15 protein-coding genes are annotated in these 19,561 nt (G+C 62.3%); 6 read left to right on the forward strand and 9 right to left on the reverse strand.

The window, feature by feature from the left end; genetic code table 11:
- Positions 1-27: 27 nt before the first annotated feature.
- From B5T_RS13260 to sdhC, 5 genes are all read right to left on the reverse strand, one after another.
- A complete protein-coding gene (locus tag B5T_RS13260) occupies positions 28-2,865 on the reverse strand; it encodes a 2-oxoglutarate dehydrogenase E1 component (protein WP_014995019.1) in 2,838 nt (945 codons plus the stop codon).
- A gap of 534 nt (positions 2,866-3,399) precedes the next feature.
- Positions 3,400-4,116 (reverse strand): succinate dehydrogenase iron-sulfur subunit, encoded by a 717-nt coding sequence (locus B5T_RS13265; protein WP_014995020.1) that lies wholly within the window; start codon positions 4,114-4,116, stop codon positions 3,400-3,402.
- 12 nt (positions 4,117-4,128) lie between these two features.
- Complete coding sequence (gene sdhA, locus B5T_RS13270) at positions 4,129-5,904, reverse strand: succinate dehydrogenase flavoprotein subunit (RefSeq protein ID WP_014995021.1); 1,776 nt, start codon at positions 5,902-5,904, stop codon at positions 4,129-4,131.
- Between the two features lie 3 nt (positions 5,905-5,907).
- Complete coding sequence (sdhD, locus tag B5T_RS13275; protein WP_014995022.1) at positions 5,908-6,288, reverse strand: succinate dehydrogenase, hydrophobic membrane anchor protein; 381 nt, start codon at positions 6,286-6,288, stop codon at positions 5,908-5,910.
- Positions 6,282-6,656: a succinate dehydrogenase, cytochrome b556 subunit gene (gene sdhC, locus B5T_RS13280; RefSeq protein ID WP_014995023.1), complete on the reverse strand. Its 375-nt coding sequence runs from the start codon at positions 6,654-6,656 to the stop codon at positions 6,282-6,284. The genes sdhD and sdhC overlap by 7 nt, the downstream gene beginning before the upstream one ends.
- Before the next feature lie 682 nt (positions 6,657-7,338).
- On the opposite strand from sdhC, the gene gltA reads away from it, so the two are divergent.
- Positions 7,339-8,625 carry a citrate synthase gene (gene gltA, locus B5T_RS13285; protein ID WP_014995024.1) on the forward strand — a complete coding sequence of 429 codons (1,287 nt, stop codon included), beginning with the start codon at positions 7,339-7,341 and terminating at the stop codon, positions 8,623-8,625.
- An 80-nt stretch (positions 8,626-8,705) separates the two neighbouring features.
- Here the strand turns inward: gltA and B5T_RS13290 are convergent, their stop codons facing one another.
- Entirely contained in the window at positions 8,706-11,771 is a 3,066-nt protein-coding gene (locus tag B5T_RS13290) for an AAA domain-containing protein (protein ID WP_041717026.1), read from the reverse strand.
- 28 nt (positions 11,772-11,799) lie between these two features.
- A complete protein-coding gene (locus B5T_RS13295; RefSeq protein ID WP_041717027.1) occupies positions 11,800-12,987 on the reverse strand; it encodes a toxic anion resistance protein in 1,188 nt (395 codons plus the stop codon).
- Between the two features lie 175 nt (positions 12,988-13,162).
- Between B5T_RS13295 and B5T_RS13300 the strand changes: the two genes are divergently transcribed.
- The gene (locus B5T_RS13300; RefSeq protein WP_014995027.1) at positions 13,163-14,236 is read left to right on the forward strand and encodes an SMP-30/gluconolactonase/LRE family protein; all 1,074 of its coding nucleotides are present in this window, start codon (positions 13,163-13,165) and stop codon (positions 14,234-14,236) included.
- The gene (locus B5T_RS13305) at positions 14,233-15,105 is read left to right on the forward strand and encodes an NAD(P)-dependent oxidoreductase (protein ID WP_014995028.1); all 873 of its coding nucleotides are present in this window, start codon (positions 14,233-14,235) and stop codon (positions 15,103-15,105) included. Before B5T_RS13300 ends, B5T_RS13305 begins: the two co-directional genes overlap by 4 nt.
- Positions 15,106-15,159: 54 nt before the next feature.
- Here B5T_RS13305 and B5T_RS13310 read toward each other — a convergent pair whose 3' ends face one another.
- Positions 15,160-16,173 carry an amidohydrolase family protein gene (locus B5T_RS13310; RefSeq protein WP_014995029.1) on the reverse strand — a complete coding sequence of 338 codons (1,014 nt, stop codon included), beginning with the start codon at positions 16,171-16,173 and terminating at the stop codon, positions 15,160-15,162.
- A 149-nt stretch (positions 16,174-16,322) separates the two neighbouring features.
- Here B5T_RS13310 and B5T_RS13315 point away from each other — a divergent pair, with 149 nt between their 5' ends.
- From B5T_RS13315 to B5T_RS13325, 3 genes are read left to right on the forward strand one after another with little or no spacing between them, the layout of a single operon-like run.
- Positions 16,323-16,730, forward strand: coding sequence for an MbcA/ParS/Xre antitoxin family protein (locus tag B5T_RS13315; RefSeq protein ID WP_014995030.1), 408 nt, complete (start codon positions 16,323-16,325; stop codon positions 16,728-16,730).
- Complete coding sequence (locus B5T_RS13320; RefSeq protein WP_014995031.1) at positions 16,727-17,434, forward strand: RES family NAD+ phosphorylase; 708 nt, start codon at positions 16,727-16,729, stop codon at positions 17,432-17,434. The genes B5T_RS13315 and B5T_RS13320 overlap by 4 nt, the downstream gene beginning before the upstream one ends.
- 5 nt (positions 17,435-17,439) lie before the next feature.
- Entirely contained in the window at positions 17,440-18,534 is a 1,095-nt protein-coding gene (locus B5T_RS13325) for an NAD(P)/FAD-dependent oxidoreductase (RefSeq protein WP_014995032.1), read from the forward strand.
- Between the two features lie 8 nt (positions 18,535-18,542).
- On the opposite strand, the gene B5T_RS13330 is transcribed toward B5T_RS13325, so the two are convergent.
- On the reverse strand, positions 18,543-19,493 hold the full coding sequence (locus tag B5T_RS13330; protein WP_014995033.1) for an AraC family transcriptional regulator: 951 nt from the start codon (positions 19,491-19,493) through the stop codon (positions 18,543-18,545).
- Positions 19,494-19,561 lie beyond the last annotated feature (68 nt).

Here is a 19,561-nt window from a genome sequence, read left to right on the forward strand (position 1 = left end):
GTTCCTTAAACCAGTTCGTTAGGCTGTCTACTTGATGTTGAAGGCGTCTTCGACCAGACGCTGCTGCTGTTCCACGTGCAGGGACATCGAACCCGCCGCTGGAGCCGCCGCCATGTCACGGCCCGCGTATTGCACGTACAGTTTCGGATTGACCGCGCGGGCCACCCGGAACATGTGGTGTTGGGAGCAGTACCAGGCGCCCTGGTTCATCGGCTCCTCCTGACACCAGACCACATGCTCGAGATTCGGATAACTGTCCAGAATCTCGCGCAGCCGCTGCTCCGGGAACGGATAGAGCTGCTCGATGCGGACCAGAGCGGTGTCCTTGATGTCGTCGGACTCACGTTTTTCCAGCAGGTCGTAGTAGACCTTGCCGGAACACATGACCACGCGCTTCACCGCTTTGCTATCAAGCTCCGCGGTATCCTCAAGCACCGTGTGGAAACGCCCCTCGGAGAGATCCTCCAGGGACGAGATCGCCCGTTTATGCCGCAGCAAACTCTTCGGACTCATCACCACCAGCGGTTTGCGCAGCGGCCGTACCGCCTGGCGACGCAGCAGGTGGAAGATTTGTGCCGGGGTCGACGGTACGCAAACCTGCATGTTGTGCTCGGCGCTGAGCTGCAGGAAGCGTTCCAGGCGGGCGGAGGAGTGTTCCGGTCCCTGCCCTTCGTAGCCGTGCGGCAACAGCAGCGTCAAACTGCACAGCCGCCCCCACTTGGCCTCGCCGGAAGAGATGAACTGATCGATCACCACCTGGGCGCCGTTGGCGAAATCGCCAAACTGCGCTTCCCACAACACCAGTGACTTCGGCGTGGTGGTGGCGTAGCCGTATTCGAAGCCCAGCACCGCTTCCTCGGACAGCAGGGAGTCGTAGATATCGAACTCGGGCTGATCTTCATAGAGGTGCTGCAGAGGAACGTACTGTTCGCCGTTCTTCTGGTTGTGCAGCACCGCGTGGCGGTGGGAGAAGGTGCCGCGGCCACAGTCCTGACCGGTAAGACGCACCGCGAAGCCCTGATCCAGCAGCGTGGCGTAGGCCAGGGTTTCCCCGTAGCCCCAGTTCAACGGCTGGGCACCGGCGGTCATTTTGCGGCGGTCTTCCACGATCTTCTTGACCTGACGCTGCAGCACCAGACCTTCCGGCAGGGTTTCCAGACGGCTGGCCAGGTCCTGCAATTTTTTCAGCGGGTAGCCGGTATCCCAATCGTCTTCCACTTCATGGCCGATATAGGGAGACCAGTCCACGAACAGCGCCTTGTTGGGCTCACGCACCAGGGCCTTGACCACATGGTTGCCTTCGTCCAGCGCGTCGCGGTAATCGTCCACCATCTTCTGCGCGTCCTGCTCGCTGATCACCTGCTGGTTGATCAGGGCCTCGGCGTAGAGGGTGCGGGTGGTCGGGTGCGACTTGATCTTCTTGTACATCAACGGCTGGGTGGAGGACGGCTCGTCCGCCTCGTTGTGACCCAGACGACGGTAACAGATCAGGTCGATCACCACGTCCTTCTTGAACTGCATGCGGTAATCCACCGCCAGTTGGGTAACGAAGTACACCGCTTCCGGATCGTCCGCGTTGACGTGGAAGATCGGTGCCTGGACCATCTTCGCCACATCGGTGCAGTACTCGGTGGAGCGGGCGTCGTCCTGACGGCTGGTGGTGAAACCCACCTGGTTATTGATGATCACGTGCAGGGTGCCGCCGGTTTTGAAACCGCGGGTCTGGGACATCTGGAAGGTTTCCATGACCACGCCCTGACCAGCGAAGGCGGCGTCACCGTGAACCAGGATCGGCACCACCTGGTCACCGCCGTGATCCTGGCGGCGGTCCTGGCGGGCACGCACCGACCCTTCCACCACCGGAGAGACAATTTCCAGGTGAGAGGGGTTGAAGGCCATGGCCAGGTGCACTTCACCGCCGGAGGTCTGCACGTTGGAGGAGAAGCCCTGGTGATATTTCACGTCACCGGAGCCCTGCTCATTGAAGCTCTTGCCTTCGAATTCGCCGAACAGATCCCGCGGGCTCTTGCCCAGGGTGTTCACCAGCACATTCAGCCGGCCCCGGTGGGCCATGCCGAGCACCATTTCCTTGGCGCCGTAGCTGCCGACCCGCTGGATCATCTCATCCACCAGCGGAATCAGGGATTCACCGCCTTCCAGGCCGAAACGCTTGGTACCCGGGTAGCGACTGCCCAGGTATTTCTCCAGCCCTTCGGCGGCGGTCAGCCGTTCCAGGATGTGCTGCTTGATCTCGGCATTGTAGTGCGGATGGCTGCGCACGCTCTCCAGCCGCTGCTGAATCCAGCGCTTCTCCGAGGTGTTGACGATGTGCATGTATTCGGCACCGACCGAGGAGCAATAGGCTTCCTTCAGGCAGTCAACGATTTCACGGAGTTTGGCTTCCGGCTTACCGATGAACAGGTTGCCGGTCTGGAATACGGTTTCCAGGTCGGCCTGGCTCAAGCCATGATGGGCCAGTTCCAGATCCGCCACCTGTTCCCGTTCCATCAACCCCAGCGGATCCAGCCTGGCGACCTGATGCCCGCGGTTACGGTAAGCGGCGATCAGGTGCAGAACCCGCACCTGGCGGCGTTCGTGCTCGCTGCTGACCGCGCCGGCGCCCATCTTCTGGACCCGGGAGCGGTTCTTGGCTTCCAGCAAAAAGTACTCACGCACCGGTCCGTGGGGAACATCGGACTCAACGGCACCGTTAACGCTGGGGAGTTTTTCAAAGTAAGCGCGCCAGTCTTCCGGCACGGAGTTGGGATCTGTCAGATAGGATTCGTACAGTTCATCGACATAGGCCATGTTGGCGCCCCCAAGATGGGAGGACTGCCATTGGCGCTGCATGGAACTGTCTTGCATCGTCGCTCGTTCCTTAGCCGGGAGCCTGTCACGCCTGTGGCATGAGATGGTGCTGTGACCACAGGGAGGATGACCCTGTTCCCGAGCTTTCAATGTGTCCGGAGCGGCTGCCTTTTAAGCGCCACTCCACCCTGCTGCGTACACCGATTCCGGGGTTTCCGGAACCGGCCGATAGTGTAGTACGTTTGTGAGGCTTTTGTTAGAGCCGGTTTGGGGCGGCCCGGCGGCCCGTACCCTGCCAACCGGCCTGTTCAGCCCCCAACGCTGTCCGACTTATCGACCTTTTGGGGAAGAACTTCAATGCCACCAAGGTCGAGTCTGTTTATCGGGGCTGTCGCGGCGATTTCAAGCTTATCCGAAGCACACCGGATTGGCCCCCGGGGGTCGCATTCAGATACAAAAAATCGTCTGGAACGATTTTTGACATCGCGCCAGCGATGGCCCGCCAGGGTGGCCGCCATGGACGGTGGCCACAAAATCGCCGGACACCACACCCACAAAAAAGGCGGCCGTGGCCGCCTTTTCTGGTCCGGGTCAGATGCCCCGTTCCAACAGCATGGAACGGATATGGCCGATGGCCCGGGTCGGGTTGAGCCCTTTCGGGCACACGCTGACGCAGTTCATGATGCCGTGGCACCGGAACAGGCTGAACGGGTCGTCCAGCCGGGACAGGCGCTCTTCGGTGGCGGTGTCACGGCTGTCCGCCAGGAAGCGATAGCCCTGCAACAGCGCCGCCGGCCCCAGGAACTTGTCCGGGTTCCACCAGAAGCTGGGGCAGCTGGTGGAGCAGCAGGCACACAGAATGCACTCGTACAGACCGTCAAGCTTGGCGCGGTCCTCGGGGGACTGCAGGCGCTCGATGGCCGGTGCCGGCGTGCTGTTCTGCAGGTACGGCTGCACCTTCTCGTACTGGTTGTAGAACATGGTCATGTCCACCACCAGATCGCGCACCACCGGCAGTCCCGGCAGCGGCCGCAGCACCAACGCTTTTTTACCTTCTTTAACGCCAGGCGCCACGGAAGACAGCGAAGTGATACAGGCCAGACCGTTCTTGCCGTTGATGTTCATACCGTCGGAGCCGCACACGCCTTCGCGACAGGAGCGACGGAACCCCAGGGACGGGTCCATCTCCTTCACCAGGTTGAGCACGTCGAGCACCATCAGGTCCTTGCCCTGGGTGTCCACGTCGTACTCTTTCATGGTCGGTTCGCGGTCGGTATCCGGGTTGTAGCGATAGATACTGACTTTCATTGCAGCTCTCCGTTAGTAGGTCCGCGCCTTGGGCTGGAAGGTATCCACGGTCTTCGGCTCGAAATTCACCGCACGCTTACCCAATTGCTTGGTGAGCGGATCGTAGATGGAATGGCACAGCCAGTTCTCATCGTCACGGTCCGGGAAGTCGTAACGGGCGTGAGCCCCACGGCTTTCCTTGCGGCCTTCGGCAGCGATGGCGGTGGCTTCGGCCACTTCCAGCAGGTTGTCCAGCTCCAGCGCTTCGACCCGAGCGGTATTGAAGGACTGACTCTTGTCCTCCAGATGAGCCTTGGCGACACGCTCACGCAGATCGGCCAGTTTGGAGACGCCTTCATGCATGAGATCACCCTTGCGGAATACACCGAAGTGATTCTGCATGGTGCTTTGCAGTTCCTTGCGCAAACTGGCCACGGATTCGCCACCCTGGGAGTCGTCCCAGCGACGCACCCGGCTCAGGGCCTGGTCGATATCGTCGTTGCTCGGCTCGTACTGGGTCATGCCCTGGCGCAAGGCATCTTCAATGAAGAGGCCGGCGGCGCGACCGAACACCACCAGGTCGAGCAGCGAGTTGCCGCCGAGACGGTTGGCACCGTGCACGGACACACAGGCCACCTCGCCCACCGCGAACAGGCCGTTGACGAACTGCTCCTGGCCTTCGTGGCCGGCGCTCAGTTTGATCGCCTGACCATGCACATTGGTGGGGATACCGCCCATCATGTAGTGACAGGTGGGCACCACCGGAATCGGCTCCTTCACCGGATCGGTGTGGGCGAAGGTGATGGCCAGCTCACAGATACCCGGCAGGCGGCTGTGCAGCACTTCCTCGCCCAGATGATCGAGCTTGAGGAAAACGTGGTCACCATCCGGACCGGCGCCACGGCCGTCCAGGATTTCCATCATCATGGAACGGGCGACAACGTCCCGGGACGCCAGGTCCTTGGCGTTGGGCGCATAGCGCTCCATGAAGCGCTCGCCGTCCTTGTTGATGAGGTAACCGCCCTCACCCCGGCAACCTTCGGTCACCAGCACCCCGGCGCCGGCGATACCGGTGGGGTGGAACTGCCACATCTCGATGTCCTGCACCGGCAGACCGGCACGCAGGGCCATGCCGACACCGTCACCGGTGTTGATCAGGGCGTTGGTGGTGGAGGCGTAAATACGGCCGGAACCGCCGGTGGCGAAGACCGTCGCCTTGGCTTTGAAGAATACCGTTTCGCCGGTTTCGATGCAGATGGCGATAACGCCACAGACATTGCCCTGACCATCCTTCACCAGCTCGGCGGCGTACCACTCACTGTACACCTGGGTGCCGTTCTTCAGGTTCTGCTGATACAGGGTGTGCAGCAGCGCGTGACCGGTGCGGTCGGCGGCGGCACAGGTCCGGGCGGCCTGACCGCCCTCGCCAAAGTTTTTCGACTGACCGCCGAACGGGCGCTGATAGATCCGGCCTTCCTCGGTACGGGAGAACGGCAGCCCCATGTGGTCGAGTTCGAACACCGCTTCCGGGCCGACCGAGCACATATATTCGATGGCGTCCTGGTCACCGATGTAATCGGAGCCCTTGACCGTGTCATACATATGCCAGCGCCAGTCGTCATTGGGATCGGCGGAGGCAATGGCACAGGTGATACCGCCCTGGGCGGACACCGTATGGGAACGGGTGGGAAAGACTTTGGAAATCAGCGCGGTCTTGAAACCGGACTGCGCCATTTGCAGGGACGCGCGCATGCCGGCGCCGCCGCCACCTACCACGATGGCATCAAAGGTAATGGTGCGAATGGACATGGATCAAGCGCCTCCCCAAATCGTTACCAGGCCCCAAAGGACGTAGACCATCAGTAGCAGAGCAATCACCATCTGCACGACAAGGCGTACACAGGTGGCGGATTTGCCCAGGGTCATGCCGGTGAGATAGTCGGTGGTCACACCCCACAGACCGACCCAGGTGTGGGCGGCCACGGAAAGTACCAGCAAGGTGGTGGCGATTTGCATTGGCACGGAGCCGATGAAGGCCTTCCAGGTGCCATAGTCGAGATTCGGCTGGGCGATCAGATAGCCCAACATGCCGATGAAGTACACGCCGATAACAACGGCGCTGACGCGCTGAATCAGCCAGTCGTACAGGCCGTTACGGCCCAGACTGGTGACGCTGGTTACCCGGGTTACCATATCCAAGCTCCTGTCAGTACAACGAGAACGGCGGTGATGATGAACACCGACTTGGCGCCACGCCGTCCGCCTTCCAGGGTCTCACCTATCCCGGCGTCCATGAACAGATGCCGGATACCGGCCACCAGGTGATACAGGATCGGAGTGAGGATGGCCCACACGACCAGTTTGGCCAGGGGGGAATCAAGGAGCTGTTTCAGGTCCGCAAAGCTCTCCGGGGACGCCACGGAACGATCCAGCATCCACAGCAATATCGGCAACGCCACGAAAATGGCGACGCCGGTAATCCGGTGAGTGATGGACGCAATGGCGGTGACCGGGAACTTGATCGTCGATAGATCGAGATTGACGGGTCTTTTGTCGTTCACGGTAGCCTACACTTTTGCCGGGCTCCGGGCAGGCCGGAGCGGTTGTCGGGAACTTGGCATCACCGATGTCGTCTCAACATGAAGACTGGCGGCGAATCCGGTGATACCAGGGCCGGGGTGAAGCCCGTATTCCGGGAATCCATGACCAAGTCCGTTGCGGTCGGCGGTCGCCGGAATGCACTAACGACACCACCGCTGTCATCCACGGGTTAGGATGGCGGCGTGGTCGGTTGTGTATTCCCTGACAACTCCCGAATCAAGGGGCGGCGCCTGTCATTGCGCTTATACTGCTCGGCATCACGCCACCACCTTGCTGTGCCGCAAGGGACTCGGTCAGAGGCTCCCTTGCGGGCGGCAGTATATCGCCGCGCCGACGGCAAAACAAACGCCAACTGGCGGAAAACAGGCTAACGCTTTGTTTTATATAGGCACTTTTACATCAACCACCTTGCCATTCCAGGGCAAATGACGGTATTGCGCGCCGTAACAAGCTGTTTACCCTGCAAAAGACACCTTTTCTCATGGCCCCTTCTTCGTTGACAAAGACAGGCCAAAACTTTAACGTCCCCCGCGCTCTGGAGGACCTTGGGGGACCTTTGAACAGCCGCTGCTCGGCATCGCCGTCCGGACGCTGTCCACAGGTTCCGCTGCTGCTCCCTCTATACACCGAGGAGAAATTCCCATGACCGAGAAGAAAGCCATTCTCAAGGTAGAGGGCCGGGAGGATCTGGAACTGCCGATCCATACGCCGACCCTGGGCCAGGACGTCATTGATGTGTCCTCCCTCACCGCCAATGGCATCTTTACCTTCGACCCGGGCTTTACGTCCACCGCGTCCTGCGAATCCAAGATCACTTACATCGACGGCGAGAAAGGCCAGCTGCTGCACCGCGGCTACTCCATCGAGGAACTGGCTTCCAAGTCCGACTACCTTGAAGTGTGCTACCTGCTGCTCAACGGCGAGCTGCCGAGCGCCGAGCAGAAAGCGGAATTCGTCAGCACCGTGAAGAACCACACCATGGTGCACGAGCAGATTCGCAACTTCTTCAATGGCTTCCGCCGTGACGCCCATCCGATGGCGATCATGTGCGGCGTGGTGGGTGCCCTGTCCGCGTTCTATCACGACTCGCTGGACATCAATGACTCCACCCATCGTGACGTCACCGCGTTCCGTCTTATCGCCAAGATGCCGACCATCGCGGCCATGTGCTACAAGTACGGTCTCGGTCAGCCGCTGATGTACCCGCGCAACGATCTGGGTTATGCGGAAAACTTCCTGCACATGATGTTCGGCAACCCCTGCGAGGACAGCGAGATCAGCCCGACCCTGGCCCGCGCCATGGATCGCATCTTCATCCTCCACGCCGATCATGAGCAGAACGCGTCCACTTCCACCGTGCGTCTGGCCGGTTCTTCCGGCGCCAACCCGTTCGCCTGTATCGCCGCCGGCATTTCCGCCCTGTGGGGTCCGGCTCACGGCGGTGCCAACGAAGCGGTGCTGAAGATGCTGGAGGAAATCGGCGACGTTTCCCAGATCGAGACGTTCATCGCCAAGGCGAAGGACAAGAACGATCCGTTCAAGCTGATGGGCTTCGGCCACCGGGTGTACAAGAACTACGACCCGCGTGCCACCGTGATGCGCGAATCCTGCCACGAAGTGCTGGCCGAACTGGGCGTCAACGATCCGCAACTCGAGCTGGCCATGAAGCTCGAGGAGATCGCCCTCAACGACCCGTACTTCAAAGAGAAGAAGCTGTTCCCGAACGTGGACTTCTACTCCGGGATCATCCTCAAGGCGATTGGCATTCCGACCAGCATGTTCACCGTGATCTTTGCGCTGTCCCGTACCGTGGGCTGGATCGCGCACTGGAACGAAATGATCTCCAATCCCTACAAGATCGGTCGTCCCCGCCAGCTCTACACCGGCGAGACCGAGCGCTCCTTCGTGCCGGTCAACGAGCGCAAGTAAGGCACCTCCAGACACCTCGGTGTCAATCAAAAACGCCGGCCCTCGGGCCGGCGTTTTTGTTGCTGGAGCGAGTGACGTTATTAACGCTGGTACAACGACACCCTGTCCGCCAGTTTCAGCACATCATCCAGCGCCCCTTGCAGACCGGAATCCTCCTGTCGCAGCAACGCCAGCTCTTTCCCCAACCGGCTCAATGCCTCCACCGCGGCGCGGCAGGCGGCCAGACGCGCATCGATATCGGCGTCGATGTCCTCGTCCAACTCACGAATCCCTTCCAGCAGCACGCAGGCGCCTTCCAGTTCGGCCAGCGCCGCGCGCTGCAATTGCTCCACACCGTCATGGTAACGCTGGTAGGTCAGTTCGGTGGGCAGGAAGCGCTGATCCAGCCAGTGCAGCACCTGGCCATGCACTTGCTCCAATTCACCCAGCAACTGCTGCAAGCGGGGCGCCTCCAACACTTGCAGCCGCCAGCGAAGGGAATGATAAGGACGAGCACTCACCGGCTCGGCATCGCAGAGCGCCAAACGCCCCTGTAACTGTTCCAACACCACGTCCCGGCGATGACTCCAGTCCAGGGCACTGACCGGAAACAATGCCAGCCCGGCCCGTTCCAACAGTCGATAGCGCTGCCACTGCCACGCCTCGCCTGCCTCCCCCACACCGATCACATCGATGGCCAGGGCGCCGCCGGCATGGCGCACCAGCAGATCCAGGGATTGGCCGGCGAACACGTAATCCAGCTCGCAACGAGCCCCCCACCCTTCCAGCACCCCGACCAGTTCCCGCCGCAATGCTTCCACCGCTGGCGAGGCGCTGATGGCAATGTCATTTTGCTGTGCCACCGTGGCCACATAGCGGGCCAGCAATCCCTGTGGCCGCTCATCCAGAGCCCCCTCGCCGACGAACAGCCATTGCCGGTGGCGCACCCGGGTCACCGCCACATTGAACACATCGGGCCGTTCCAGGTAGCGCCAGGCCGCCGCCGACCGTCCCGGATAAACGCCGGTGGCGACCAGCATGAAATCCCGCTCTTCCCCCTGGAAGGCGTAAGGCGTGCCAACACGAAGATTGTGGCGCCCCAGCGTGGCCAGCTCGAAGCGGTCCAGCAGCCGGTTTTCCAGCACCGTGGCCAGCGCCCGAGACATCGCCACCACGCCGATCCGCGGGCAACGGTCGTCCGGCAAATCCCGGCACGCCTCGACCAACCCCTGCAACCGCGCCATCACCAGGTCCACTTCGGCCAGATTCACGGTGTCCTTCAGCGTCACCGGACAGCTCTCCAGCCGCAACGGCTGATCCGACTCACGATCATCCAGGCGGGTCAGCACCTTGAGCCGGTTTGAATAGAACTCCGCATTGCTGAAGCGGATCAGCGCCGGATGGCTGCGGAAGTGCTCATCGAGGAACGCCACCGCCTCCTGGCTGGCCACCGCGTCCAGGGCGTAATCCAACAGTGAGCGGTCACGGTAATCCAGGTCCAGCGGCGCCTCGGTGACAGCGTGCTGAATCGACAATGCCTGCTGACGGTCACGGGCGAGAAAGGAGAAATGGCGCAGCTGTTTCGGGTCCCCCACCACCACCGCCCGGCGTGCCCGTTGCAGCGCCGGCAGCGCCAATGGCAGATTGCATTGGGTGGCCTCGTCCATCACCACCAGATCAAATACCGTTTCATTGACCGGCAGGCTTCGGCTCAGAGCGTGAGCGGACACCACCCACACCGGGAAAGTGCTGGTCAGCAGCGACCAGTCCAGTTTATCGAAGCGGTCCTGGCGCAACGCTCCGCTACGGGAACGCAGCGCCCGCGACAAGGTGCTCAGTTGATTGCGACGCTGACGCAACAGCGTCGCCAGATTGTCGTTGGCACCGGCTTCCAGGGTATGCCGGGCCAGCTCCTGGTGCGCCTCCACCGACGCCTGTAACTGCTGCCATTGTTGCGCCAGCGTCGGTTGCGCCAGTAAGCGCCGGCTCGCCCACCAACGCCGCAGTTGAGCCCAAAGCCCACCGGTGCGCGCGCCGGCCCGTTCCGCCCGGCGCAAATCCCGGCGGAATCGCCGTTCCAGCTCCCGGTAGGCCCGGGTCGCCGAGTCCATCCGTTTTAACAGAGCCGGCCGTTGCGGCTCCGGCGCCAGCGCCATTTCCCCGGACAGCCAGTAATCCAGCCGTTCCAGCAAGTGCTTGCGATGGTCACCGCGACCGGCACGCAGAATCAGATCCCCGGCCTCGCCGAACAGACCATCCAGTTTGCCGCGCACCACATCGGCGGCATGTTCGTTACTGCATACGATGAGCACCGATTCGCCACGCATGACCCGATCCACGGTGAGGCAGGACAGCGTATAGGTCTTGCCGGTACCGGGCGGGCCGTTGATCACGCTGAGCGTTTGCGAGGCGGCGTTTTGCAGGGTCTGTTGCTGGGCATGGGTGAGACTGGCCGGCAGGGTGTCCGGCTCGGCCGCCCGCACCTGTTCCGGTGCCGGCACCGGCTCTCCCAGCACCTGCCGCAAAGGCGGCGACAAAGGAACCTCCCCCCCGGCCAGTCGCTCCAGCTCGAACAGCACACTGCGCTGCAAAGGCGAGCGGGCCGACAACCAGACCACGCCCGCCGGGGTATAGCGTGGACGGGCGCCGCTGCGCGGGCGCGGAAAGCCTCGGGCATTATCGGCGTATTCTCGGTTGTCCATCGACGCCAGAACACGCGCCAGAGTGTCCGCGTTCACCTGTTCCGGGTCCAACTCGGCAACCCATGGCGTCGATTCCGCCAAGGCGTCCAACACGGCACTGTTATAACGAAGGCCGTCCACTTCGATGGCGGCAGTGTCACTTTGCTCGTCGCTCACCATTGCTTCGGCGATCAGTAAGGGGGCACGCACGTAACCACGCCGCGAGCCCTCTCCGTCCACCGCCACGCTCACCACGAACAGCCCCGCCATGAGACGCCGCTCCTGACGCTGGGCACTCTGCTCGTGGCGCAGTCGTTGCGCCTCTTGCTCGGGTATCAGCCACCGGCAGGTCCCTGGAGCCTGTTCCCCATCGGCACGAAAGAAAACATGGCCGCGCTCGGATTGGGCGAACAGGTCGGTAATCAGACGATCACCGCCGTCCTCCGCCAGACAATCCCGGAAATAAGCGATCAGACCCCGCGTCATGGCACGCAATATAACTGCCTCCCGCGAATCACGGATTGAGGTCGATGGCGAGGGCCGAACGGGACGCCTCGGCTTGCTCCAACTGTGCCAGCGCGTCATCCCCTTTGCGGGTCAACGCCGCCATTTTCTGAATCGAATCGGCCATGCCCGGCAGGGCTTCACGGCGGAACCGGGCGATGTCTTCCAGGGAAGCATTGATATCAACGAACGCCTGTCGCAGGACATCCATATCCAGCTGCGTGGACGCCGCGCGGGTATGGATCTCCGCGCCCTGCTGACGCAGCCGCTGGGCGGTACCGGCGATCAGTGTATCGGTGGTTTTGTTCACCGCGTCGATCTTGTCCAGCACGATGCGCTGATTGGCCAGGGCCATGGCCAGGGTCACCGCGATCCGCAGCGCATTGACGGTAACCTGGGTGGCACGGTCCACGCCGCGGATCAGCTCGCGGTTATTGCGGACGATCACTTCGGTGGTGAGTACGCCCTGCTGATTCACCGCCAACTGTTGCTGCATATCCTGCATTCGCTGACGTAATGGAAACAGCAACTCCTCCTGGACGAACCGGTGCCGCGGGTCCTGGGGGTCGATTTCACGCTCCAGGGCACGGGACAAACGCGCATCGATCTGCTCGCCGAGGGCAACGGCCCGGCTCAACTGCCGACCGTTCTCACGCATGTCTTTCTGATCCGCCTGCAGGGTGATGTTGTCCCGGCGCAACTGCTCACGCCCTTGCTCCAGCGACTCGACAATGGCGGCGATCACCGTGGACGCGGATTCATAGCGGGAAAAATAGCGTTTCAGGGGCGTGCCGACGAAGGGCAGATAGCCGGCCAGCCGGGAAAACCAGCCCGGGGACAGATCCACCCGCGCCGGGTCCAATGACTCCACCTGGACTTTCAGATCGACCAGGGCGTTGGCCACGGGCCCGCCGTCCTCGGCGCGGCTGGCGAGCCGGTGCACCGGCTCCTCCAACAACCGGCTTTGACGGGCGGCGCGCGCCTGAACGTCCCGCCCCATGTTTTCCACGGCGCCGCGCGCCGGGGCCGGGTCACCGCTGGCGGACGCGCTCAGTAACTGTTCCACCAGTTGATCAGCCCGTTGTGCCAGCGCCTGACTTTCATCGTCCGCCACCGGCATGGCCGAATTCAGTTCCGCCGCCAGCGCGTCGGGCACCGCCACCTGCAAACCGCCCTGTTCCGGATTTACGTTGCTCATATTGCTGTCCTTATCCACTATTATCCCGGCGCCGGCGTCCCGTTCCGCTGTCCTTTGCGCGATCCCCGAGGGAAGGTCATCGCCACCATCCACTGGCATGATAGCCTATCATGTCCGACGGGACGGATTATGCCCCGCATTCGAGGTTTCAAAAGCCTGTTTTTAAGGACGACAAATGAAAAAAACCCTTTTGATCCTGATCCTTCTGGTGCTGGCCAGTTACCTGTTGTTCTGGCCGGTACCGGTGGAGCCGGTGGCCTGGGACGTTCCCAAAGCACCGGCTCTGGAAGGTCCCTACGCCGTGAACGACCGGCTCAGCCGGGCACACCGTTTGGCCGAAGGCGAAGGCCATGGCCCGGAAGATGTGGCGGTGGATAACGAGGGGCGTCTCTATGTTGGCTATGAAGACGGACGCATCGTACGCTTCCGTGGTGACGGCAGTGACGCCGACCTGATCGCGGATACCGGCGGTCGGCCACTGGGTCTGGATTTCGCCCCGGACGGCACTCTGGTGGTGGCCGATGGCTACAAAGGATTGTTACGTATCAATCCGCAGTCCGGCGCGGTCACAGCACTGGTGGCGGAGGCCGGCGGCGTGCCCTTCAAATTCACCGATGACGTGGATGTGGCCAGCGACGGCGTCATCTACTTCACCGATGCTTCCAGCAAGTTCGGTCCGGCGATGAAAGCCCGGGACGACATCATCGAACACGGCGGCCACGGCCGGCTGCTCCAATACGATCCGCGAAACAACACCACCACGGTCCTGCTGGACGGTCTGCAATTCGCCAACGGCGTGGCCCTGGCCCCGGACGAGTCCTATGTGCTGGTGGTGGAAACCGGCAGCTACCGGGTGCAGCGTTATTGGCTCAGCGGCGAACGCGCCGGTGAAAATGAAGTGTTCATCGATAATCTGCCGGGCATTCCCGACGGCATCTCCGGTAATGGCACCGATACTTTCTGGGTGGCCCTGTTCGCACCGCGCAACGCCGCTCTGGATGCCATGGCCGACAAGCCATTGTTGCGCAAGGTGGTCTTTCGTCTGCCCGAGTTCATGCAGCCGCAACCGGCCCATCACGCCTTTGTGTTAGGTCTGGATACCGACGGCAACGTCACCCATAACCTGCAGTATCTCGGTGACGATGCGTTTTCCCCTATCACCAGTGTGGAGCAGGTCGACCAGCGTTTGTTGCTGGGCAGCCTCACCGCCAACAGCTTCGCCATCTACAACCTTGAGGAGTCCCAATGATTTCCCGAGTCGCATTTATCGGCCTTGGCGTTATGGGCTACCCCATGGCCGGTCACTTGGCCCGTGCCGGTCTGGAAGTGACGGTCTACAACCGCACCGGCGCCAAAGCCGAAGCCTGGGTGAAGGAATACGGCGGCCGCCATGCCGCCACTCCGGCACTGGCCGCCGAGGACGCCGATGCGGTGTTCCTGTGCGTGGGCAATGATCAGGATCTGCATCAGGTCACCCTTGGCGAGGACGGCGCGGTGAGTACCCTGGCCGCCGGCGCGGTGCTGGTGGATCACACCACCGCCAGCGCCACCATGGCCCGAACTCTGGACGACGCCTGCCGTGAACAGGGGGCGCATTTTATCGACGCACCGGTTTCCGGTGGCCAGCAAGGCGCCGAGAACGGCCAGCTTTCGGTGATGTGCGGCGGCGAGGATGCGGCGTTCGAGCGTGTCGCCCCGGTGCTGGATCACTATGGCAAAAGCGTGGTGCTGATGGGACCGGCGGGCAGCGGCCAGCTCACTAAAATGGCCAACCAGATTTGCGTGGGCGCGGCGATCCAGGGCGTGGCCGAGGCCATTGCCTTTGCCCGGGATGCCGGGCTGGACGCGGAAAAAGCCATGCAGGTGATCGGTGCCGGTGCCGGCAGTTCCTGGCAATTGCTGAACCGCCACCAGACCATGATCGCCGATGAGTACGAGCATGGCTTCGCCGTGGACTGGATGCGCAAGGATCTGATGATCTGCCTGGCCGAGGCCAACCGCACCGGTACCCCCCTGCCGGTGACCGCGCAGATCAACGAATTTTATAAGGACATTCAGGCCATGGGCGGCGGCCGTTGGGATACGTCCAGTCTGCTGCGGCGGTTGCGGCGGGATTGATCAGGGAATAGTGACAGGTCAGGCGTCTGGCCGTTTCCCACAGCGGCGTCGTAGCTACTGCGCCGCCGCGCCCTTTTCCGGCACCAGCGCCTTGGCGTTGTCGCTGGCCAACCGTCGCGCCACCTCTTCCGGCAGGGCATTCAGCAGCGGCCGGTAGCTGTTGAGGATTTTCTTCATGCTGTCGAAATGCCCGACCAGATCGGTGCCCAGGGTGAAGCGGTCGGGGTGGTCGTTGATCAGCGTCAGCCACACCTCGCGCGGCTTGTCGTCATCCAGCAGATAGTGCTCCCGCACACTCCAGGACAGATCCACGTAGAGGTTGTCGTAGCGTTCCAGCAGCGCGCGGATAATAGCCGGCAGCGTTTCCAAAGGCGCCTGCCGCGCTTCCACCCCGCCACTGGTGCCGGCGTGGGCAAGAATAAAGCGGGTCTTCGGGTTTTCCTTGAGCGCGTCTTCCAGCTCCTCAAGATAGATCGGCGTTTTCTCGCGTAGCGAAGTCAGATTGCTGTGCAGCAGCACTGGCAAACCGTGGCGTGCGGCCACCCGGTATACCTTCATCAGCGCCGGGTGATTGGCCCGTGGCGTTTCCCCTTCGGTCAGGGCGGTGAGATCATCATGGCGGGTGATTACTTCACCGATGCCGCGCCACAGGCCCGGATAGCGCTCGATCAGCGCCTCCACGTGCCGGGCGGCATTGAGGTCGGTGGGATTGATACCGCTGATAAAGGGCACCAGCCGCTGCCGGTGCTCTTGCGGCAACGCCGCGATGGCCCGGGCCAACAGATCGTCGGTGGCGCTGTAGTAATACAACGGCGCTTCGTCGCCAAGAAAGTAACGGGGCCGGCGCGGCGCGCTTTGCTCCCATTTTTTCACCACCGGCAGCCCAAAGACCCAGGCCTGCTCCACCCTGGCCTTGTCCATGGCGTTGAACATGGCGTCCATACCTTCGCTTTCCTGCATGAAATCCACGTAATGCAGGTGCGCATCCACATACTGCCCCTCGTAATGAGCATCCCTTGCCCACAACGGTGAGCTCGCCAGCAACGCCAATACGGCCAGAGATCGCATTCTTTCCTTTCCTCCATGATGTCCTGCCTTCCTTGACCGGCAAGCCCGCCAGGGGTTCTACGGATTATACAGAGTCTTACCCTTTTATCCATTTGTAGACAAAATAACATTAAATGTCCTATCATGGACAAAACGTCAGGAGGTGCCCCATGCAACCGGCCCACGACACCCCGAATCTGCCCGCCCTGGACGACCAGGCTCGCCACGCCGCCCTGCGCGCGGTGCTCAAGCTGCTCGATTTGTGGCAATGCACGGAGAAGGAGAAGACCGCCCTGCTCGGAGTCGGCCGCTCCACCCTGCATAAGTACCAGGGTCGCCCGGAAAGCGCCCGCATTTCCAATGATTTGCTGGAGCGTTTGAGCTATCTGCTCAATATTCATCAGGCGTTACGTACCCTGTTCGGCAACCGGGAGAACGTCTATGGCTTCGTGCGCATGCCCAACCACAATCCCTATTTCAACGGCCTCAGCCCCATGGAGGCCATGAGCACCGGGCGGGTCGCCAGCCTCTACGAAGTATTCCGCCATCTGGACAGCCTGCGTGGGGGCCAGTGGTGAACGAAGCGGATTATCGCGAACTGCCGCTGCGCGCCTTCGAGCATCAGGAGGCGTACCGTCTGGTCAATGGCAAGTATCCGCCCATCGACCTGTTCGACGATGTCGCCGACGAGCGCGATTTCGGCGCCCTTTTCGCGGTACAGGCACTGACCAACCCCAGGCTGCAAACCCAGATCGGAGAACTGAACCGGGTACCGCCGGAACGCCGCCCCTGGGGCATTCCCGGCTGCAGCTACGCGCTGGCGCCCTTTGTCCACGTCAACCCCGCCGGCTCGCGCTTCTCCGACGGCGACTTCGGTGTGCTCTACTGCGCCGAACGCATGGCCACCGCCATCGCCGAAACCCGCTACCACCAGCAACACTACTTCCAGCACGTCATTGGGTTGAAGTACGACCGGGTGGTGATGCGCGGCCTGCGGGTGCGTTTTTCCGCCGCTCTGCGCGACATTCACAACCCATTGCGCGACGACGATCAGTGGTATCACCCCGAGGATTACAGCGGTGCCCGCCGCCTCGGCCAATGCTTGTTTGAAGCCGACGAGCATGGCCTCGCCTACAGCTCGGTACGCGACCCGGGAGCGCTGTGTTTTGCCCTGTTTTCCCCGCATCTGGTGGAATCGGTGATTCCCAGCACCCACTACGAATACATCTGGGATGGCGAGCGCATCGCCCATGTGCTGACCATCCGCCGCGTCACCGGGTGAGGAGCATGGAATCCCTGGGAACGGTGATCATCGGCGGCGGCGTGGTGGGCCTGGCCATTGCCCGGGAACTGGCTCTGGCCGGCCGCGCACCGGTATTGCTGGAAGCGGAGACGCACTTTGGCGAGCACCTGTCCTCGCGCAACAGCGAAGTGATCCATGCCGGCCTTTATTACCCGCCGGGCTCCCTCAAGGCCATGTCCTGCCTGCGTGGCAATGCCCTGCTCTACGAGTACTGCCGACACCGTCAGGTAGCCCATCGCCGTTGTGGCAAATGGGTGGTGGCAAGGGGCGGGGAGCAGGCCCGGCAACTGCAGACTTTGTACGACAACGCCATTGCCGCCGGTGCCGAAGGCTTGCACTGGCTGGGGCGCCCAGCTCTGCAACGTGAGGAGCCCTGGCTGGCGGCGGATCTGGCGCTGGCCAGCGAACACACCGGCATCGTCGACAGTCACGGCCTGATGGCCGCTCTGGCCGCCGACGCCGAAGAAGCCGGCGCCTTACTGTGCTTGCGGCACAGTGTGATCGCCCTGAGCGGAGACCGGCACGGCTTCGAGTTACAGGTGACCGGCCCGGATGGCGACTTTCAGTTGCACTGCGAGCAACTGGTGATCGCCGCCGGCCTGGGCAGCGTGCCGTTGCTGCAACGTCTGCACGGGCTGCCAGCGGATCTGGCTCCACAACAGGGACTGGCGCGGGGTAACTATTTCCGCCTGCGTGGCGCCAGCCCTACCCGGCGTTTGATCTACCCGCTGCCGGAGCGCCATGGCCTCGGTGTGCATCTGACCGTGGACCTGGCGGGCCAGGCGCGCTTCGGGCCGGACGTGGAATGGATCAACCAGGTGGATTACCGCGTCAATCTCCAACGTGAGCCCGCTTTCGAGGACGCCGTGCGCGCCTATTGGCCGGGCCTTGCTCCCGGCTCACTGCTGCCGGACTACACCGGTATCCGCCCCAAACTGCACCTGCATGGCGAAGCCCATACGGATTTCTGCCTGCTCGACGAACACGACCACGGCCTGCCGGGCCTGATCGCATTGCTGGGCATCGAGTCACCGGGGCTGACCGCCGCCCTGGCGCTGGCGGAACGGGTTCGAGGGTGATGACGCGATCACCTTGCCGCCGGTTTTCCGGCGCGGCCATTCGGCGCGGCTGGCGGTCGCCGGCCATACCGTCGTGGCGAGGCCCCCATGACCCGCTTGAACGCCGTGCTGAACGCGCTTTCGGATTGATAACCCAGCGACAGGGAGATAACGGAAACCGGATCCTTGGAGTTCTCCAGCCTGTCTCCCGCCAGCAGCATGCGCCAGCGCGTCACATACTCCATCGGCGAGGTGCCCATCGTCTCCCTGAATTTCTGGGCGAATGACGAACGCGACATGTGGGCACGCTCGGCCAATGCCTGCAGCGTCCAGCGATAGGCCGGATCGGCATGCACCGCACCGATGGCCGGACCCAACTGTTTGTCCGCCACGCCGAAAAGCCATCCCGTGCTGCCCGCTGCTCCTTTTCTCACGTGCAGCCTGAGTGCCTGCACCAGCATCATATGGGCGAGGTGCTGGGCGATCAGAAACCCACCGGGCTCGGGGTCGTGCAGTTCCTGCATCATCCTTTCCACCGACCAGCGCAGCGCCGCCTGTTCCGTCTCATTGTGAATGTGCACGATGGGCGGCAGCATGCTCATCAGCATATCGGCGTGCCCGCCGTTGACGCCAAACCGGCTGCCGACGAGAAAGACGTCGCCTCCGCCGTTGATCCTCACGACGGCGCCGGGGCGTGGGGGCGGTAAATAGTGGCTGGAAGGTTCCGGCGACAGTGCCATATCGCTGGCAAGACGGAAGGGGCGTCCGCTTGGCAGCACGAAGCAGTCTCCCTCCTTCAGATGCACGGCGTCGGGAACACTATCGACCGCCAGCCAGCATCCACCGGACACCACCGCATAGCACTTGATCAGCTTGTGCTGATCCGGGAACTGGATCGACCAGTCGCCTCCGGCATCAAAACCGGCGGACACGTAGCTGCGGGGTTTCAGCAGCGAGAGTACGTCTGAAAGCGGGTCCATGCCTTTCCCTGGACGATTACAAAGGAACACCGGACTTTACCGCATAGATCGGATGGTCGGAAGGCTCT

Source organism: Alloalcanivorax dieselolei B5, assembly GCF_000300005.1.
GTDB classification, from domain to species: domain Bacteria; phylum Pseudomonadota; class Gammaproteobacteria; order Pseudomonadales; family Alcanivoracaceae; genus Alloalcanivorax; species Alloalcanivorax dieselolei.

Bases quoted from the DNA above. Each gene is read 5' to 3' on its own strand.
- B5T_RS13330 (WP_014995033.1), bottom strand. From the start codon at position 19,493: ATGGACCCGCTTTCAGACGTACTCTCGCTGCTGAAACCCCGCAGCTAC.
- B5T_RS13315 (WP_014995030.1), top strand. From the start codon at position 16,323: ATGCAACCGGCCCACGACACCCCGAATCTGCCCGCCCTGGACGACCAG.
- B5T_RS13300 (WP_014995027.1), top strand. From the start codon at position 13,163: ATGAAAAAAACCCTTTTGATCCTGATCCTTCTGGTGCTGGCCAGTTAC.
- B5T_RS13295 (WP_041717027.1), bottom strand. From the start codon at position 12,987: ATGAGCAACGTAAATCCGGAACAGGGCGGTTTGCAGGTGGCGGTGCCC.
- sdhA (WP_014995021.1), bottom strand. From the start codon at position 5,904: ATGTCCATTCGCACCATTACCTTTGATGCCATCGTGGTAGGTGGCGGC.
- B5T_RS13290 (WP_041717026.1), bottom strand. From the start codon at position 11,771: ATGACGCGGGGTCTGATCGCTTATTTCCGGGATTGTCTGGCGGAGGAC.
- B5T_RS13305 (WP_014995028.1), top strand. From the start codon at position 14,233: ATGATTTCCCGAGTCGCATTTATCGGCCTTGGCGTTATGGGCTACCCC.
- B5T_RS13310 (WP_014995029.1), bottom strand. From the start codon at position 16,173: ATGCGATCTCTGGCCGTATTGGCGTTGCTGGCGAGCTCACCGTTGTGG.
- B5T_RS13260 (WP_014995019.1), bottom strand. From the start codon at position 2,865: ATGCAAGACAGTTCCATGCAGCGCCAATGGCAGTCCTCCCATCTTGGG.
- B5T_RS13325 (WP_014995032.1), top strand. From the start codon at position 17,440: ATGGAATCCCTGGGAACGGTGATCATCGGCGGCGGCGTGGTGGGCCTG.
- gltA (WP_014995024.1), top strand. From the start codon at position 7,339: ATGACCGAGAAGAAAGCCATTCTCAAGGTAGAGGGCCGGGAGGATCTG.
- sdhD (WP_014995022.1), bottom strand. From the start codon at position 6,288: ATGGTAACCCGGGTAACCAGCGTCACCAGTCTGGGCCGTAACGGCCTG.
- B5T_RS13265 (WP_014995020.1), bottom strand. From the start codon at position 4,116: ATGAAAGTCAGTATCTATCGCTACAACCCGGATACCGACCGCGAACCG.